Consider the following 14190-nt stretch of genomic DNA (forward strand, 5'->3'; position numbering starts at 1 on the left):
CTCCTGGATGTCGTGCAGTTCGAGGTTGGTCTTGCCAAGGGCGACCGGCTGGGCAAAATCGCCCTCGGCCCAGCGCGACAGGGCCGGCGCAAGGCTGGTGAGGGTGCGTGTCAGGCGGCGCTGCAAGGTGTCGATGAGCAGGGCGATCAGCAGGATCAGGCCGATCATCAGGCCCTGGATGACCCGGACCTCGCCAGCGATCTTCGCGTGCTGACCACGCACCTCTGGTTCCAGTCCGGCGATGGCCTTTCGCACAGCGTCGAGGCGCTCGCTGGTGCTGGCGGCCAGTACGGCACGACGCTCGATCTGTTCACGGGTGCGCTGCAGTTCGGCCGGATAGCGACCGAGCAAGCTCTGCAATTCACGCTTGAGGCTCACGGCAACGTCTTCCTTCTGCTCGCTGCCCTGGCTTTGCAGGCCCATCATCGCGGCGAAGTCGTCGGCGTTGGATTCGGCCGCGCGGGTCACCCCCAGCAACGGCAGGCTGTCGATGATTTGCGCCTGGGCGCGGATCTGTTGCAGTTCACGCTCCACTTCGTCGGCCAGTTCCGCGCGACCGCTGCTGACCAGCTTGTCGCGGGCCAGTGCCAGGCGGCCCAGGTGCAGCGAGGCGTCCATCAGCGGGGCCAGGTAGCGACCAGCCTCGGCGCTGCCGCTGTCGCGGGCATAACCGGCCAGTTGCTCAAGGTTGGCGCCCAGCTCGCGCTCGGCTTGCAGCAGCAGTGCCTGCGGATCACCGGCCAGCTTGCCGGCGGCCAGCAATTCGTTGGCGGTGAAGCCCTGCAGGCTGTCCAGGCTCGGGCGAAGCTTGGCGGCCAGTGCGTCTGGCCATTCTCCAAGGGCGCTGTGCAGCTGCTTGTTGGCCTCCATGGCCGAGGCGTGGCGCAGGGCGTCGCCGCTGGCCAGGTAGGCCTGGATATTGGCGGCGGCCTCGTTCTGGAACTGCTGGGACAGCCCCAGGTAGCGCTCCATCATCTGGTAGGGGCGCTCGAGTGCACGTTGCGACCACCACAGGGTTGCGCCCAGGGCGAAGCACACGGTCACCAGCAAGAGGGTGTTGAAATTGGTCAGCCACTTCAGGCGCATAGCCGCGAACTTCCTGCGGGAATGGAGAGGTAGGTGCCTGAAGTTATTGCGATTTTGTGACCGGGTGATGACGAGGACGGGGTGGCGCCATAAAAAAGTGGCAGAGTGCCAGTCTAGGGCTCGACCCTCACCACGCAATTGCGCCCCGCGTGCTTGGCCCGGTACAGCGCCTCATCCGCCGCGCTGGCCATGGTCAGCGCGTCCAGCGTGTCATCGAGTTGCACCACCCCGGCGCTGAAGGTGCACTGCAGGTCGTTCGGCTGGGCGGGATAGTGGATTTCGGCGAAGCGCTGGCGGATTTCGTCGAGGACCTTGTGCGCAGCTTCCAGCCCGGTGTTGGGCATGACGATGGCGAATTCCTCGCCGCCATAGCGGCCGATGAAATCGGTCTTGCGCAGGCGCTGCTTGAGGAACAGCGCCAGGCTCTTGATCACCCGGTCGCCCATGGGATGGCCATGCCGGTCGTTGATCTTCTTGAAATGGTCGATGTCGAGCATGGCGAAGCTCAGTGGGTGTTCCTCGCGGCGGGCGCGGAAACTGCAGTCTTCGAGCAGTTGCAGGATGTGGGTATGGTTGTACAGCCCCGTCAGGCTGTCGCGCACCATGCGCGCCTTGAGATGACGGGCGCGGGCGGCGCGGTTGCGCACGGTGGTCACCAGATGGCGGGCGCGTATCGGCTTGGTGAGGAAGTCGTCGCCACCTTCGCTCATGGCGTCGAGCTGCTTGTCCAGGTCGTCCTCGGCCGACAGGTAGATGATCGGTACGCTGACATAACGGTCGTTGTGGCGGATCACCTTGGCCAGTTCGGTACCGGTGCAGTCGGGCATGTACATGTCGAGGATGATCAGGTCGGGCTGGAAGTCAGCGAGCTCGGCCATGGTGCGGATCGGCTCGGTGAGCGTGCGGGTGATGATGCCGGCGCCGTTGAGCAGGCGCTCGGTGTGCATGGCCTGGGCGCGCGAGTCATCGATGATCAGCACCCGAAACGGGTCGTATTGGGCGGCGCTGGTCAGCAGTTCGACCTTCTCCAGCAGGCTGGACGCCTCCAGGGTGCCGGTGAGGAACTCCTGGCCGCCGGCGCGCACGGCGGCCAGGCGGGTCGGGGTGTCGGTCTCGTGGAGGCTGAAGAACAGCAGCGGAATGTGCAGCTCCAGCCTTTGCTGGGCTTCGGCGGCCAGTTTGAGGCCCTGGCCGGGGCCACTGAAATCGACATCCATGACGATGGCCGAAGGCAGGCGTTCGCTCATCGAGGCACGAAAGGCATCGGCGTTGCCCAGTGCCTGCACACCCAATCCGAAGAACTCCAGCTGTTGCGCCAGGCGTTCGGCGCGGTCATGGTCCTGCAGCAGGATGTACACCGGCTTGCGCAAGGGCGGCAGGGGCACATGATCGAGCTGGTCGCCCTTGCGCAGGCCGGTGCGCGACAAGCGTTGCATCAGGCGATTGAGCTCGCCGATCAGTTCTGAATTGAGCCGCGTGCTGTTCGCTTCGATGGCCCTCAGCGTCTGCTCGATGGCCGTCGACAGGCTGCCGTGCTCGGGCTGTTCGAAACGGTCGGCGTAGCGTTGCAGGCGCAGATTGGCGTCGCTCAGCTCGCCCAGCCCTGCGCTCGACCACTCGCCACGCTGCAGGCGTTGCCAGATTTCGAGAATCTGTCGGGCCTGATGGATGACCCGCTGGGCGAAATGCTGCTTCAAGCGCTCGTGGCTGGGCTCGGCTGGCTGGGTCATGTCCTGACTGCTTGTTGGAGGTTGGGGTGCAGGTTCAATGATGGCTCTATGCTAGCAGGTCTTTTCCTGCTCGCGAGTGCTGTGAATCAACAAAGCGTTCAGGCCCGATTATTCAGTTTCCGACCCATTGGTCGCTTATGCGTATGGCGGCGTCTGCTTTATAGTGCTGGGACGCGGGCTTGCCGTGGCACCCTGGCCGAGGCCTGTGGTCCAAGCCCCTGAACCGTCATGATTGATTAAGGACAACGCCATGCTGGACTGGAAAAACCGTGAGGCCAAGGCCGAGCGCCCTGAGCGCGCCGATGGCCGTGGCGCCGCCACCCGTAGCTACCTCGGCGGACTCTGGAGCCGCGCCCTGGGCATTCTGATCGGCCTGTACCTGCTGGTGTGCATCGGCCTTGGCTGGTACTGGAGCGAAGAGCCCGACCTGTTCCCGGTGCAACAGAACGCCCAGGCTGCGGCCGAGCGTAACGGCCAGCAGATGGTGGTTGGCTATACCACCATCGAAACCCTCAAGAACGTTGCCGGCACCCTGCTCGACAAGCCGGGCGGTTATATCTCCAACGACCGCTTCCCGCCGGGGTTGTGGATGGACAACATGCCGAGCTGGGAATATGGCGTGCTGGTCCAGGTGCGCGACCTGTCGCGTGCGCTGCGCAAGGACTTCGCTCGCTCGCAGTCGCAATCGACCGAAGACGCCGACCTGGCCAAGGCCGAGCCGCGCTTCAACTTCGACAACAAGAGCTGGATCCTGCCGTCCAGCGAGTCGGAGTTCGAGGAAGGTATCAAGTCGCTCAACCGCTATCAGGTGCGCCTGGCCGCTGGCGACCAGGGCGCGATCTTCTACACCCGCGCCGACAACCTGAACAACTGGCTGGGCGACGTTGCCACGCGTCTGGGCTCGTTGTCTCAGCGTCTGTCGGCGAGCGTGGGACGGGTCAAGCTCAACAGCAACCTGAAGACCGAAACCGTCCAGGCCGGCCAGGCACCGCAGGTCGACGAGGAAATCGTCGAGACGCCATGGCTGCAGATCGACAACGTCTTCTACGAAGCCCGCGGCCAGGCCTGGGCGCTGTCGCATCTGCTGCGTGCCATTGAGGTCGACTTCGCCGACGTACTGGCCAAGAAGAACGCCACCGTCAGCGTGCGCCAGATCATTCGTGAGCTGGAAGCTTCGCAGGAGCCGCTGTGGAGCCCGATGGTACTCAACGGCAGTGGCTTCGGCATGTGGGCCAACCACTCGCTGGTGATGGCCAACTACATTTCCCGGGCCAACGCCGCAGTCATCGACCTGCGTCAGTTGCTCTCGCAAGGATGACCATCAATCCCGCCGAGGTCGCGCACCGCGCGGCCTCCGATGCTGAGCTGGTGGCCTGGGTGGACGAGCACGACCAGTACCTGGGCGCCCTGGCGCGGGCCGAGTTGCGCGAGCGTGGGCTGATCGGGCGCTGCACGTTCATTCTGCTGTTCAACAGCCAGGGCGAGCTGTGCGTGCACCGGCGCACCTTGAGCAAGGCGTTGTATCCCGGGTACTGGGATGTGGCGGCCGGTGGCATGGTCGGGGCGCACGAGGAGTACGCCGAGTCTGCGGCCCGCGAGCTGGAAGAGGAATTGGGCATCGCCGGCGTGACGTTGCGCTTTCACGAGAAGTTCTACTTCGACCAGCCGGGCAACCGGCTGTGGTGCGCGGTGTTCTCGGCGGTGTCCGATGCGCCGCTGCGGTTGCAGCCTGAAGAGGTCATCGAGGCGCGCTTCGTCACGGTGGAGCAGGCAGAGGCCGAGAGCCGGAAGAAGGACTTCTGTCCGGACTCGCTGGCGGCGTTGCAGCGCTACAAGGCGAGCCTGTAGCAGCCGGCGCTCCCCCACGTCGCAAAACATTCGCAAAATGCCGCAATCCAGTACTTAGCAAGCCAAGGATTTATCGTTACACTGCGCGCCCTTTTCGGGCTGTCGCAACACCTGCGACAGTAGCGCCGCCCCTGCCAGAGTGGGGCTTCGCGGTCGGTCCAGTCCCCCTGTGGTCCGACCAGTTTTTGTCCTCAGCAAGAGGAACAAAAGTGGCCAAGAAAGCTTCTTCCTTCTCCGCCCTCGGCGGTCTCGTGTTTTCCACCGACGCTGGTCGGCACTGCCCCGACTGCAGCAAGCCGGTGGACGCGTGTGTCTGCAAGCAGCAACTCATCCCCGAAGGCGATGGCATCGCCCGGGTACGTCGTGAAAGCAAAGGGCGTGGCGGCAAGACCGTCACTACCATTACCGGCGTCCCGCTGCCGCTCGAGCAGCTCAAGGATCTCGCCAGCACGCTCAAGCGTCGATGCGGTACCGGTGGCGCCCTCAAAGACGGCGTCATCGAGATCCAGGGTGATCACGTCGAGCTGTTGCTCGCCGAACTGATCAAGCAGGGCTTCAAGGCGAAGAAGTCCGGCGGCTGAGCCAGCCCGCAGGATTTTTTGCCCAGTGCTTTCTAAACTCGTTTCCGTTGCCGGGGTCTACCCCCGAAGACGGACGAATCGTCATTTTCAGCTTCTACACTGCGCCCGCACCCATCGCGGGGCAGTGTCTTGACTTATCTATAGGGGACTTGAATGTCCGTACGACGCACACGCAAGGACGATGGCAGCCAATGGACCGTGGCCGACAGCCGCAGTGTTTATGGTATCCGCCATTGGGGCGCTGGTTATTTCGCCATCAATGAAGCCGGGCGTGTCGAAGTACGCCCTAACGGCCCCGACAGCGCGCCGATCGATCTCTTCGAGCAGGTCGACGAGCTGCGCCAGAGTGGCCTGTCGCTGCCCCTGCTGGTCCGCTTCCCGGACATCCTGCAGGACCGCGTACGCCAACTGACCGGTGCCTTCGACGCCAACATCGCGCGCCTGGAGTACCAGAGCCAGTACACGGCCCTTTATCCGATCAAGGTCAACCAGCAGGAAGCGGTGGTCGAGAACATCATCGCCACGCAAAACGTCTCGATCGGCCTCGAAGCCGGCTCCAAGCCCGAGCTGCTGGCCGTGCTGGCGCTGGCGCCCAAGGGCGGCACCATCGTTTGCAACGGCTACAAGGACCGCGAGTTCATCCGCCTGGCGCTGATGGGCCAGAAGCTCGGCCACAACGTGTTCATCGTCATCGAGAAGGAATCCGAGGTCGCTTTGGTGATCGAGGAGGCCGCCGAGCTCAAGGTCAAGCCACAGGTCGGCCTGCGCGTGCGCCTGTCGTCGCTGGCGTCGAGCAAGTGGGCCGACACCGGGGGCGAGAAATCCAAGTTCGGCCTGTCGGCTGCGCAATTGCTGTCGGTGGTCAGCCGCTTCCGTGATGCCGGGCTCGACCAGGGTATTCGCCTGCTGCACTTCCACATGGGCTCGCAGATCGCCAACCTCGCCGACTACCAGCACGGCTTCAAGGAAGCCATCCGCTATTACGGCGAGCTGCGTGGCCTGGGCCTGCCGGTCGATCACATCGACGTCGGTGGCGGGCTGGGCGTCGACTACGATGGCACCCACTCGCGCAACGCCAGCTCGATCAACTACGACATGGATGACTATGCCGGCGTGGTGGTGGGGATGCTCAAGGAGTTCTGCGACGCCCAGGGCTTGCCGCACCCGCACATCTTCTCGGAGAGCGGTCGCTCGCTGACTGCACACCACGCCATGCTGGTGATCCAGGTCACCGACGTCGAAAGCCACAACGACGAAGTGCCGACCATCGAGAACAAGGAGGCGCTGCCCGAGACCGTGCAGTGGCTGGCCGACTTGCTCGGCCCGACCGACATCGAGATGGTCACCGAGACCTACTGGCGCGCCACCCACTACATGGGTGACGTGGCCGCGCAGTATGCCGACGGCAAGATCAGCCTCTCCGAAAAAGCCCTGGCCGAGCAATGCTACTTCGCTGTGTGCCGTCGCCTGCACAACTCGCTCAAGGCTCGCCAGCGTTCGCACCGCCAGGTGCTGGACGAGCTCAACGACAAGCTGGCCGACAAGTACATCTGCAACTTCTCGGTGTTCCAGAGCCTGCCGGACACCTGGGCCATCGGCCAGGTACTGCCGATCATCCCGCTGCACCGCCTGGACGAAGAGCCCATGCGCCGCGCGGTGCTGCAGGACCTGACCTGCGACTCCGATGGCAAGATCAACCAGTACGTCGACGAGCAGAGCATCGAAACCAGCATGCCGGTGCATGCGGTGCGCGAAGGCGAGGACTACCTGCTGGGTGTGTTCCTGGTCGGCGCCTACCAGGAGATCCTCGGCGACATGCATAACCTGTTCGGTGACACCGACTCGGTAAACATCTACCAGAACGCGGACGGCAGCGTGTACCACGCCGGCATCGAGACCCACGACACCATCGAGGACATGCTGCGCTACGTGCACCTGTCGCCGGAGGAGTTGATGACTCACTACCGCGATAAAGTCGCCAGCGCCAAGATCACCGCCCGGGAGCGGACCCAGTTCCTTGATGCGCTGCGTCTGGGTCTGACCCGCTCTTCGTACCTGTCGTCGTGATCGGCGGGCCGCTCCTGCAAGGTTTGCAGGAGCGGCCCTGCTTCAACCGATCCATGCTGCCCGCTGTTGCAACCGCCACCCCACCCACCCCAGCGTCACCGCGCGCAACCCCATGAATCCGAGAAACGCCAGCCACAGTCCATGGTTGCCGAATCCTCTGAGGGCGAATGCCAGCGGCAACGCGATCGCCACCGATACCAGCATCGCGTTGCGCATTTCGCGGGCACGCGTCGCACCGATGAACAGGCCATCCAGCAGATAGCTCCACACCGCTACCAATGGCAGCAGCGCCAGGTAAGGCAGGTAGGGGTAGGCCGCGTCACGCACGCTTTGGATATCGGTCTGCAAGTCGATGAACAGGTGCCCACCCAGCAGAAACAGCCCGGCAAAGACCAGGCTGACGATCAGCGACCAGCCGCAGGCGACCACCAGCGAGCGGCGCAGGGTGTCGCGTTCACGTGCGCCGATGGCGTGGCCGCACAGGGCCTCGACCGCATGCGCCAGGCCGTCCAGGGCATAGGCAGTCAGCAGCAGGCCATTGAGCAGCAGCGCGTTGGCCGCGACCGTCGCCTCGCCCAGGCGCGCGCCCTGTACGGTGATCAGCAGGAACACCAACTGCAAGGCCAGGCTGCGCAGAAAGATATCGCGGTTGACCGCCAGCAGCGGGCGCCAGGCCTGCCAGCATTTCAGCGCGGCCCAGGCGATGCGCCCCGGATAGGCGCGCAGCGCCGGGCGGGTCAGGGCAAGGCCCAGCAGCGCCGCGCTCCATTCGGCGATCACCGAGGCGCGCGCCGAGCCGAGTACGCCCCAGTCCAGTCCGAGCACGAACCACAGGTTGAGGACGATGTTCAGCAGGTTGGTGGTCAGCAGGATCGCCAGCGGTGCGCGGGCGTTCTGGGTGCCGAGGAACCAGCCGACCAGGGCATAGCTGGCCAGTGCCGCTGGCAGCCCGAGCAGGCGGGTATGGAAGAAGTCTTCGGTGGCGCTGTGCAGCGCTTCGCCGGGCTGCATCATGTGCAGCGCAAACTGGCTGAACGGCAGGGCAAGCAGGCCGATCAGTGCGGCGAACGCCAGCGCCAGCAGCAACCCTTGTACAAGCACCTGGCGCAGCGCGGCGCCGTCGGCGCGGCCGGCGGCCTGGGCGGCAAAGCCGGTCGAACCCATGCGCAGGAACCCCATCAGGCCGACCATGAAGGTGAACAGTGTGGCGCCGACGGCGACGGCACCGAGCTGGTGGGCGTGGGGCAGATGGCCGATGACCGTGCTGTCGACCAGTGCCACCAGCGGCACCGAGATGTTCGAAAGGATCATCGGCGCGGCCAGGGCCCAGACCTTGCGGTGGGTGAGGCGGTGGTGCCAGTCGGTGAGCAGTGAGGGCATGCGGGAGTGCTTATCCTGTGGGAGCGGGCTTGCCCGCGAAGGGGCGCATGGCGGCCCCGGTTTTCGGCTGGTGGCCATTGTACCGGCCAGGCAACCAATCCGTGCGAACGCGGTCTCATTTGCCACTGCAGCGCAGGTAGCCTGCCGAACGTTGCGCTATAGTTCCTGCCCTCACCACCCTGCTGCCGAAGAGTCCTCTCTCCCATGTTCAACAAAGGATTGTTGCTGGCCTGCGCGCTGGCCCTGCTCAGTGCCTGTGATTCCTCCTCCAAGGACGCCCCCGCGCCGGCGGAAAAGCCGGCGGCCAGCGCGCCAGCCGAAGCCAAGCCCGCCAAGCGCGAGGACCCGGCAGCGCTCGCCAAGCGCTACGCCGACCGTGAGCTCGACGTGCTGGACGTCTCGGAGGTCCAACTCGACGGTGCCAGTACCCTGTCGATCAGCTTCTCGGTACCCCTCGATGCCAACCAGGACTTCGCCGCCAAGGTGCACCTGGTCGATACCGTCAAGGGCAAGCTCGACGGCGCCTGGGAACTGTCTGACAACCAGATGGAACTGCGCTTGCGCCACCTCGAGCCGCAGCGCAAGCTGGTGCTGACCGTCGACAAGGGCCTGCTCGCGGTCAACGGCAAGACGCTTCAGGGCGAGTCGGTCAGCCGCCTGGAAACCCGTGACATGCAGCCGACCATCGGTTTTGCCAGCCGTGGCTCTTTGTTGCCCACCCGCCTGGCCGAAGGCTTGCCGGTGATCGCCCTGAACGTCGACAAGGTCGATGTCGAGTTCTTCCGGGTCAAACCGGAAATGCTCTCGACCTTCCTGGTCAACTGGGGCCGTAACAGCAGCCTGTACTACTACCAGTCCAAGGAAACCCTGGACATGGCCGAGCTGGTCTACAGCGGCCGCTTCGACCTGAACCCTGCACGCAACACCCGCGAAACCGTGCTGCTGCCGATCGCCGGGATCAAGCCGTTGCAGGAACCGGGCGTCTACCTGGCGGTGATGCGCGCCTCCGGGACCTACGACTATTCGCAACCGGCGACCCTGTTCACCCTCAGTGATATCGGCGTGTCCGCCCACCGCTACCGCGACCGCCTCGACGTGTTCGCCCAGGCCCTCGAGGGCGGCAAGGCCCTGAGTGACGTAACCCTTGAACTGCACGACGACAAGGGCAAGCTGCTGGCCCAGGCCAAGACCGATGGCAAGGGCCATGCCGAGTTGCCGATCACGGCCAAGGCCGACACCCTGATCGCCACCCAGGGCGTGCACACCACGCTGCTGCGCCTGAACACCGCCGCACTGGACCTGGCCGAGTTCGACATCACCGGCCCCCAGGCCAACCCGCTGCAGTTCTTCATCTTTGGCCCGCGCGACCTGTATCGCCCCGGCGAAACCGTGCTGCTCAACGGCTTGCTGCGCGACCAGGACGGCAAGCCGGTCAAGGCCCAGCCAGTGACGGTCGAAGTGCGTCGCCCCGATGAGCAGGTCAGCCGCAAGTTCGTCTGGGAGGCTGACCAGAACGGCTTGTTCCAGTACCAGTTGCAACTGGCCAGCGAAGCGCCCACCGGGCGTTGGCAGCTGTTGCTCGACCTGGGCGGCGGCCGCAAGCAGGTTTACGAGTTCCTCGTCGAAGATTTCCTGCCCGAGCGCCTGGCGCTGGAGCTCAAGGGCAGCAAGACACCGCTCAGCCCCGAAGAAACCGCGCGCATCCAGGTCAATGGTCGCTACCTCTATGGCGCGCCTGCCGCCGGCAACCGCCTGAGCGGCCAGGCCTACATCCGCCCGCTGCGTGAAGCCGTGCCGGCGCTGCCGGGTTATCAGTTCGGCTCGGTCACCGAGAACGAGCTGAACCAGGACCTGGAACTCGATGAAGTCACCCTCGACCAGGCCGGCAAGGCCACTGTCGATATCGAGAGCCGCTGGGCCGAGGCCCGCTCGCCGCTGCAACTGACTGTGCAGGCCAGCCTGCAGGAGTCTGGCGGTCGACCGATCACCCGTCGCCTGGAGCAGCCGATCTGGCCGGCCGATCGCCTGCCGGGCCTGCGCGGCCTGTTCGATGGCGAAGAGACCGACAGCGATGCCCCGGTGCAGTTCGAGGTGCTGGTCGCCGATCGCGACGGCAACAAGCTCGCCGCCGACGACCTCAAGGTGCGGTTGATCCGTGAGCGGCGCGACTACTACTGGAACTACTCGCAGAGCGATGGCTGGAGCTACAACTACAACGAGAAATTCCTCACCCAGAGCGAAGAAACCGTCAGCATCAAGGCCGGTTCCACCGCCAAGCTGACCTTCCCCGTGGAATGGGGCCCATACCGCGTCGAGGTCGAAGACCCCGAGACTGGCCTGGTATCCAGCGAGCGCTTCTGGGCCGGCTACCGCGCCCAGGACAACGCCGAAGGCGGCGCGGTACGCCCGGACCAGGTCAAGCTGGCGCTGGACAAACCGTCCTACGCCGACGGTGCTACCGCCAAGGTCACCGTCACGCCGCCTGCCGCGGGTAGCGGCTACCTGATGATCGAGTCGAGCGACGGCCCGCTGTGGTGGCAGGAGATCGACGTACCTGCCGAGGGCAAGACCTTCGAGGTCGAGCTGGACAAGAAATGGGCCCGTCACGACCTCTATATCAGCGCCCTGGTGATTCGTCCGGGTGAGCGCAAGGTCAATGCCACGCCCAAGCGCGCCGTCGGTGTGCTTCACCTGCCGCTGGACCGTGCCGAGCGCAAGCTGGCGGTCAGCCTGCAGGCGCCGGAGAAGATGCGTCCCAAGCAGCCGCTGACCGTCAAGCTCAAGGCCGTCAATGCCGATGGCAGCGTGCCGAAACAGGTGCATGTGCTGTTGTCTGCGGTGGATGTGGGCATCCTCAACATCACCGACTTCAAGACCCCCGACCCCTTTGCCAGCCTGTTCGGCCGCAAGGCCTACGGCGCCGACCAGTTGGACATCTACGGCCAACTGATCGAAGCCGGCCAGGGGCGTCTGGCGAGCTTGGCCTTCGGTGGCGACGCCGCCATGGCCAAGGGCGGCAAGCGCCCGAACACCACGGTCATCATCGTCGCCCAGCAGAGCCTGCCGGTAACGCTCGATGAGAAAGGCGAAGGCCAGGCCACGGTCGATATCCCCGACTTCAACGGCGAATTGCGCCTGATGGCGCAAGCCTGGACCGACGAGCACTTCGGCATGGCCGAAGGCAAGACGGTCGTAGCGGCACCGCTGATTGCCGAGCTGTCGGCGCCGCGCTTCCTTGCCGGTGGCGACCAGACCCGCCTGGCCCTGGACCTGGCCAACCTGTCTGGCCGTGCACAGCAGCTCAATGTGCAGGTGACGACCGATGGGCAGCTCGACCTCGCTGGGGCTGCCCAACAGAACATCAACCTCGCCGAGGGCCAGCGCAGCACGTTGATGATCCCTGTCCAGGCCCGTGGTGGCCTGGGGCAGGGCAAGGTACACGTGCGTGTCGATGGCCTGCAGTTGCCGGGCGAGACGGCCACTGGCTTCGAGCGCGAATGGACCCTGGGTGTGCGCCCGGCGTATCCGGCCATGCTCAAACACTACCGCGTGGCGCTGAAGGACCAGCCTTGGACCCTGCCAGAGAACGAACTGGCCGAGTTCGAATCGGCAGGCCTTGAAGCCAGCCTGGCGCTGTCGAGTCGCCCACCGCTGAACCTGGCCGAACAGATCCGCGCCTTGGAAGCCTACCCCTACGGATGCCTGGAGCAGACCACCAGCGGCCTGTACCCCTCGCTCTATGCCGATGCCGACAGCCTCAAGCGCCTGGGTATCAAGGGCGAACCGGCCGATGTGCGCAAGCGCAAGATCGAAATGGGCATCGAGCACCTGCTGGGCATGCAGCGCTACAACGGCAGCTTCGGCCTGTGGAGTTCGGACAGCGAGGAAGAGTACTGGTTGACCGCCTACGTCACCGACTTCCTCCTGCGTGCGCGTGAGCAAGGCTACGGCGTGCCTGCCGATGCCTTGAAGAAGGCCAACGAGCGGCTGCTGCGCTACCTGCAGGAACGCAACCTGATCGAGGTCGACTACAGCCAGGACGCCGAGCACACCCGCTTCGCCGTGCAGGCCTACGCCGCCCTGGTGCTCGCCCGCAGCCAGCAGGCGCCGCTGGGTGCGCTGCGCAGCCTGTTCGAGCGCCGCAGCGACGCCCGCTCCGGCCTGCCGCTGGTGCAACTGGCGGTGGCACTGGACAAGATGGGCGACAAGCCGCGTTCGCAGCAGGCGTTGCAGGCCGGTCTTTCCATCGGCCGTGGCAAGGGTTGGCTGGCCGACTACGGCAGCGCCGTGCGTGACCAGGCACTGATCCTGGCCCTGCTGCAAGAGAACAACCTGGCCAGCAACCAGGTCGATCAGCGGCTGTTTGCGCTGTCCGACGAACTGGCCTCCAACCGCTGGCTGTCGACCCAGGAGCGCAACGCGCTGTTCCTCGCCGGTCGTGGCCTGCTGGGCAAGCCCGAAGGCAACTGGCAGGCGCGCCTGGACAGCGCCGGCGAGGTTCGCGAGTTCAACAACGCCGAATCGGGCATGAAGCTCGAAGGCCCGTTGCTGGCATCGCCGCTGAGCATCCAGAACCAGGGCAGCGAGACCCTCTACCAGCAACTGACCCTGTCCGGTTATCCGCGCCAGGCACCTGCGGCCAGCAGCAATGGCATGGAGATCCGTCGCGAATACCTGGGCATGAACGGCCAGGCCCTGGACCTGCGCAACCTGCGCAGTGGCGACCTGGTGCTGGTGCACCTGGCGCTCAAGGCCCAGAGCCAGGTGCCGGATGCGCTGGTGGTCGACCTGCTGCCGGCGGGCCTGGAGCTGGAAAACCAGAACCTGGCGCAGAGCGCGGCCAGCCTCGACAACGCCAGCAGCGCGGTCAAGCAATGGCGCGAATCGATGCAGAACGCCAGCGTGGTTCACCAGGAGTACCGCGACGACCGCTATGTGGCCGCCCTCAAGCTCGACAGCTATGGCACCACGCACCTGTTGTACCTGGCGCGTGCGGTAACGCCGGGCAGCTATCGCATTCCGCCGCCGCAGGTGGAGTCGATGTACCGGCCGAACCTGCAGGCAGTGGGGGATAGCCAGGGCGAGATGGTGGTGCGTAGCCGTTGATGCGACTGTGGGAGCGGGTGACTCCGCTCCCACAGGTTCATGGATGGCGGGCCTTGGGTCAGTGAATGATCCAGCTCAACACCCACAAGCCCAGCACCAGCCAGATGATGCCCATCACGATCGACGCCCGCATGAACGCCCGGATCGCCGAGTACAGCAGCATCAGCCCGACGATCAGCGCAAGGATGCTGACCAGCGAGGTGTCCATGCCCAAGGTGCGCGCCAGCCCGTCGATGAAATTGCCGCCGGCATTGGCCAGCAGATTGAACAGCCCGCTCATGATATCGACGATGAACTTGATCACCGCGCCCAGCGCCTGGCCCAACCACTCGAAAAACCCTTCTACATGCATAGCTGCTTCCTGATGATCATCCCAAGCCTTTGGCCATCGT

The 14190-nt window shown here is 65.0% G+C and carries 8 protein-coding genes; 5 read left to right on the forward strand and 3 right to left on the reverse strand.

Annotated features, from left to right (window positions below; translation table 11 throughout):
- Nucleotides 1–1199 precede the first annotated feature (1199 nt).
- Nucleotides 1200–2816 carry a response regulator gene (locus VA602_RS22275; RefSeq protein ID WP_125931321.1) on the reverse strand — a complete coding sequence of 539 codons (1617 nt, stop codon included), beginning with the start codon at nt 2814–2816 and terminating at the stop codon, nt 1200–1202.
- Nucleotides 2817–3066: 250 nt separating this feature from the next.
- On the opposite strand from VA602_RS22275, the gene VA602_RS22280 reads away from it, so the two are divergent.
- From VA602_RS22280 to speA, 4 genes are all read left to right on the forward strand, one after another.
- Nucleotides 3067–4134 carry a DUF2333 family protein gene (locus VA602_RS22280; protein WP_323454370.1) on the forward strand — a complete coding sequence of 356 codons (1068 nt, stop codon included), beginning with the start codon at nt 3067–3069 and terminating at the stop codon, nt 4132–4134.
- The gene (locus VA602_RS22285) at nt 4131–4664 is read left to right on the forward strand and encodes an NUDIX hydrolase (protein WP_153774080.1); all 534 of its coding nucleotides are present in this window, start codon (nt 4131–4133) and stop codon (nt 4662–4664) included. Before VA602_RS22280 ends, VA602_RS22285 begins: the two co-directional genes overlap by 4 nt.
- 209 nt (nt 4665–4873) lie before the next feature.
- Nucleotides 4874–5245, forward strand: a complete 372-nt coding sequence (locus tag VA602_RS22290; RefSeq protein WP_054894197.1) for a translation initiation factor Sui1 — start codon at nt 4874–4876, stop codon at nt 5243–5245.
- A 153-nt stretch (nt 5246–5398) separates the two neighbouring features.
- Entirely contained in the window at nt 5399–7312 is a 1914-nt protein-coding gene (gene speA / locus VA602_RS22295) for an arginine decarboxylase (RefSeq protein WP_054894196.1), read from the forward strand.
- A gap of 42 nt (nt 7313–7354) precedes the next feature.
- Here the strand turns inward: speA and VA602_RS22300 are convergent, their stop codons facing one another.
- Nucleotides 7355–8692, reverse strand: a complete 1338-nt coding sequence (locus tag VA602_RS22300) for an MATE family efflux transporter (protein ID WP_323454371.1) — start codon at nt 8690–8692, stop codon at nt 7355–7357.
- Nucleotides 8693–8896: 204 nt separating this feature from the next.
- Between VA602_RS22300 and VA602_RS22305 the strand changes: the two genes are divergently transcribed.
- Nucleotides 8897–13798 carry an alpha-2-macroglobulin family protein gene (locus tag VA602_RS22305; protein WP_323454372.1) on the forward strand — a complete coding sequence of 1634 codons (4902 nt, stop codon included), beginning with the start codon at nt 8897–8899 and terminating at the stop codon, nt 13796–13798.
- Between the two features lie 58 nt (nt 13799–13856).
- Here the strand turns inward: VA602_RS22305 and VA602_RS22310 are convergent, their stop codons facing one another.
- Entirely contained in the window at nt 13857–14150 is a 294-nt protein-coding gene (locus VA602_RS22310; RefSeq protein ID WP_054894193.1) for a hypothetical protein, read from the reverse strand.
- Nucleotides 14151–14190 lie beyond the last annotated feature (40 nt).

It is taken from the genome of Pseudomonas machongensis, from assembly GCF_034961125.1.
GTDB lineage: Bacteria > Pseudomonadota > Gammaproteobacteria > Pseudomonadales > Pseudomonadaceae > Aquipseudomonas > Aquipseudomonas machongensis.

Excerpts from the sequence above, each read along its gene's own strand:
- VA602_RS22280 (WP_323454370.1), top strand. The coding sequence starts at position 3,067 with ATGCTGGACTGGAAAAACCGTGAGGCCAAGGCCGAGCGCCCTGAGCGC.
- VA602_RS22305 (WP_323454372.1), top strand. The coding sequence starts at position 8,897 with ATGTTCAACAAAGGATTGTTGCTGGCCTGCGCGCTGGCCCTGCTCAGT.
- VA602_RS22275 (WP_125931321.1), bottom strand. The coding sequence starts at position 2,816 with ATGACCCAGCCAGCCGAGCCCAGCCACGAGCGCTTGAAGCAGCATTTC.
- VA602_RS22285 (WP_153774080.1), top strand. The coding sequence starts at position 4,131 with ATGACCATCAATCCCGCCGAGGTCGCGCACCGCGCGGCCTCCGATGCT.
- VA602_RS22310 (WP_054894193.1), bottom strand. The coding sequence starts at position 14,150 with ATGCATGTAGAAGGGTTTTTCGAGTGGTTGGGCCAGGCGCTGGGCGCG.
- speA (WP_054894196.1), top strand. The coding sequence starts at position 5,399 with ATGTCCGTACGACGCACACGCAAGGACGATGGCAGCCAATGGACCGTG.
- VA602_RS22300 (WP_323454371.1), bottom strand. The coding sequence starts at position 8,692 with ATGCCCTCACTGCTCACCGACTGGCACCACCGCCTCACCCACCGCAAG.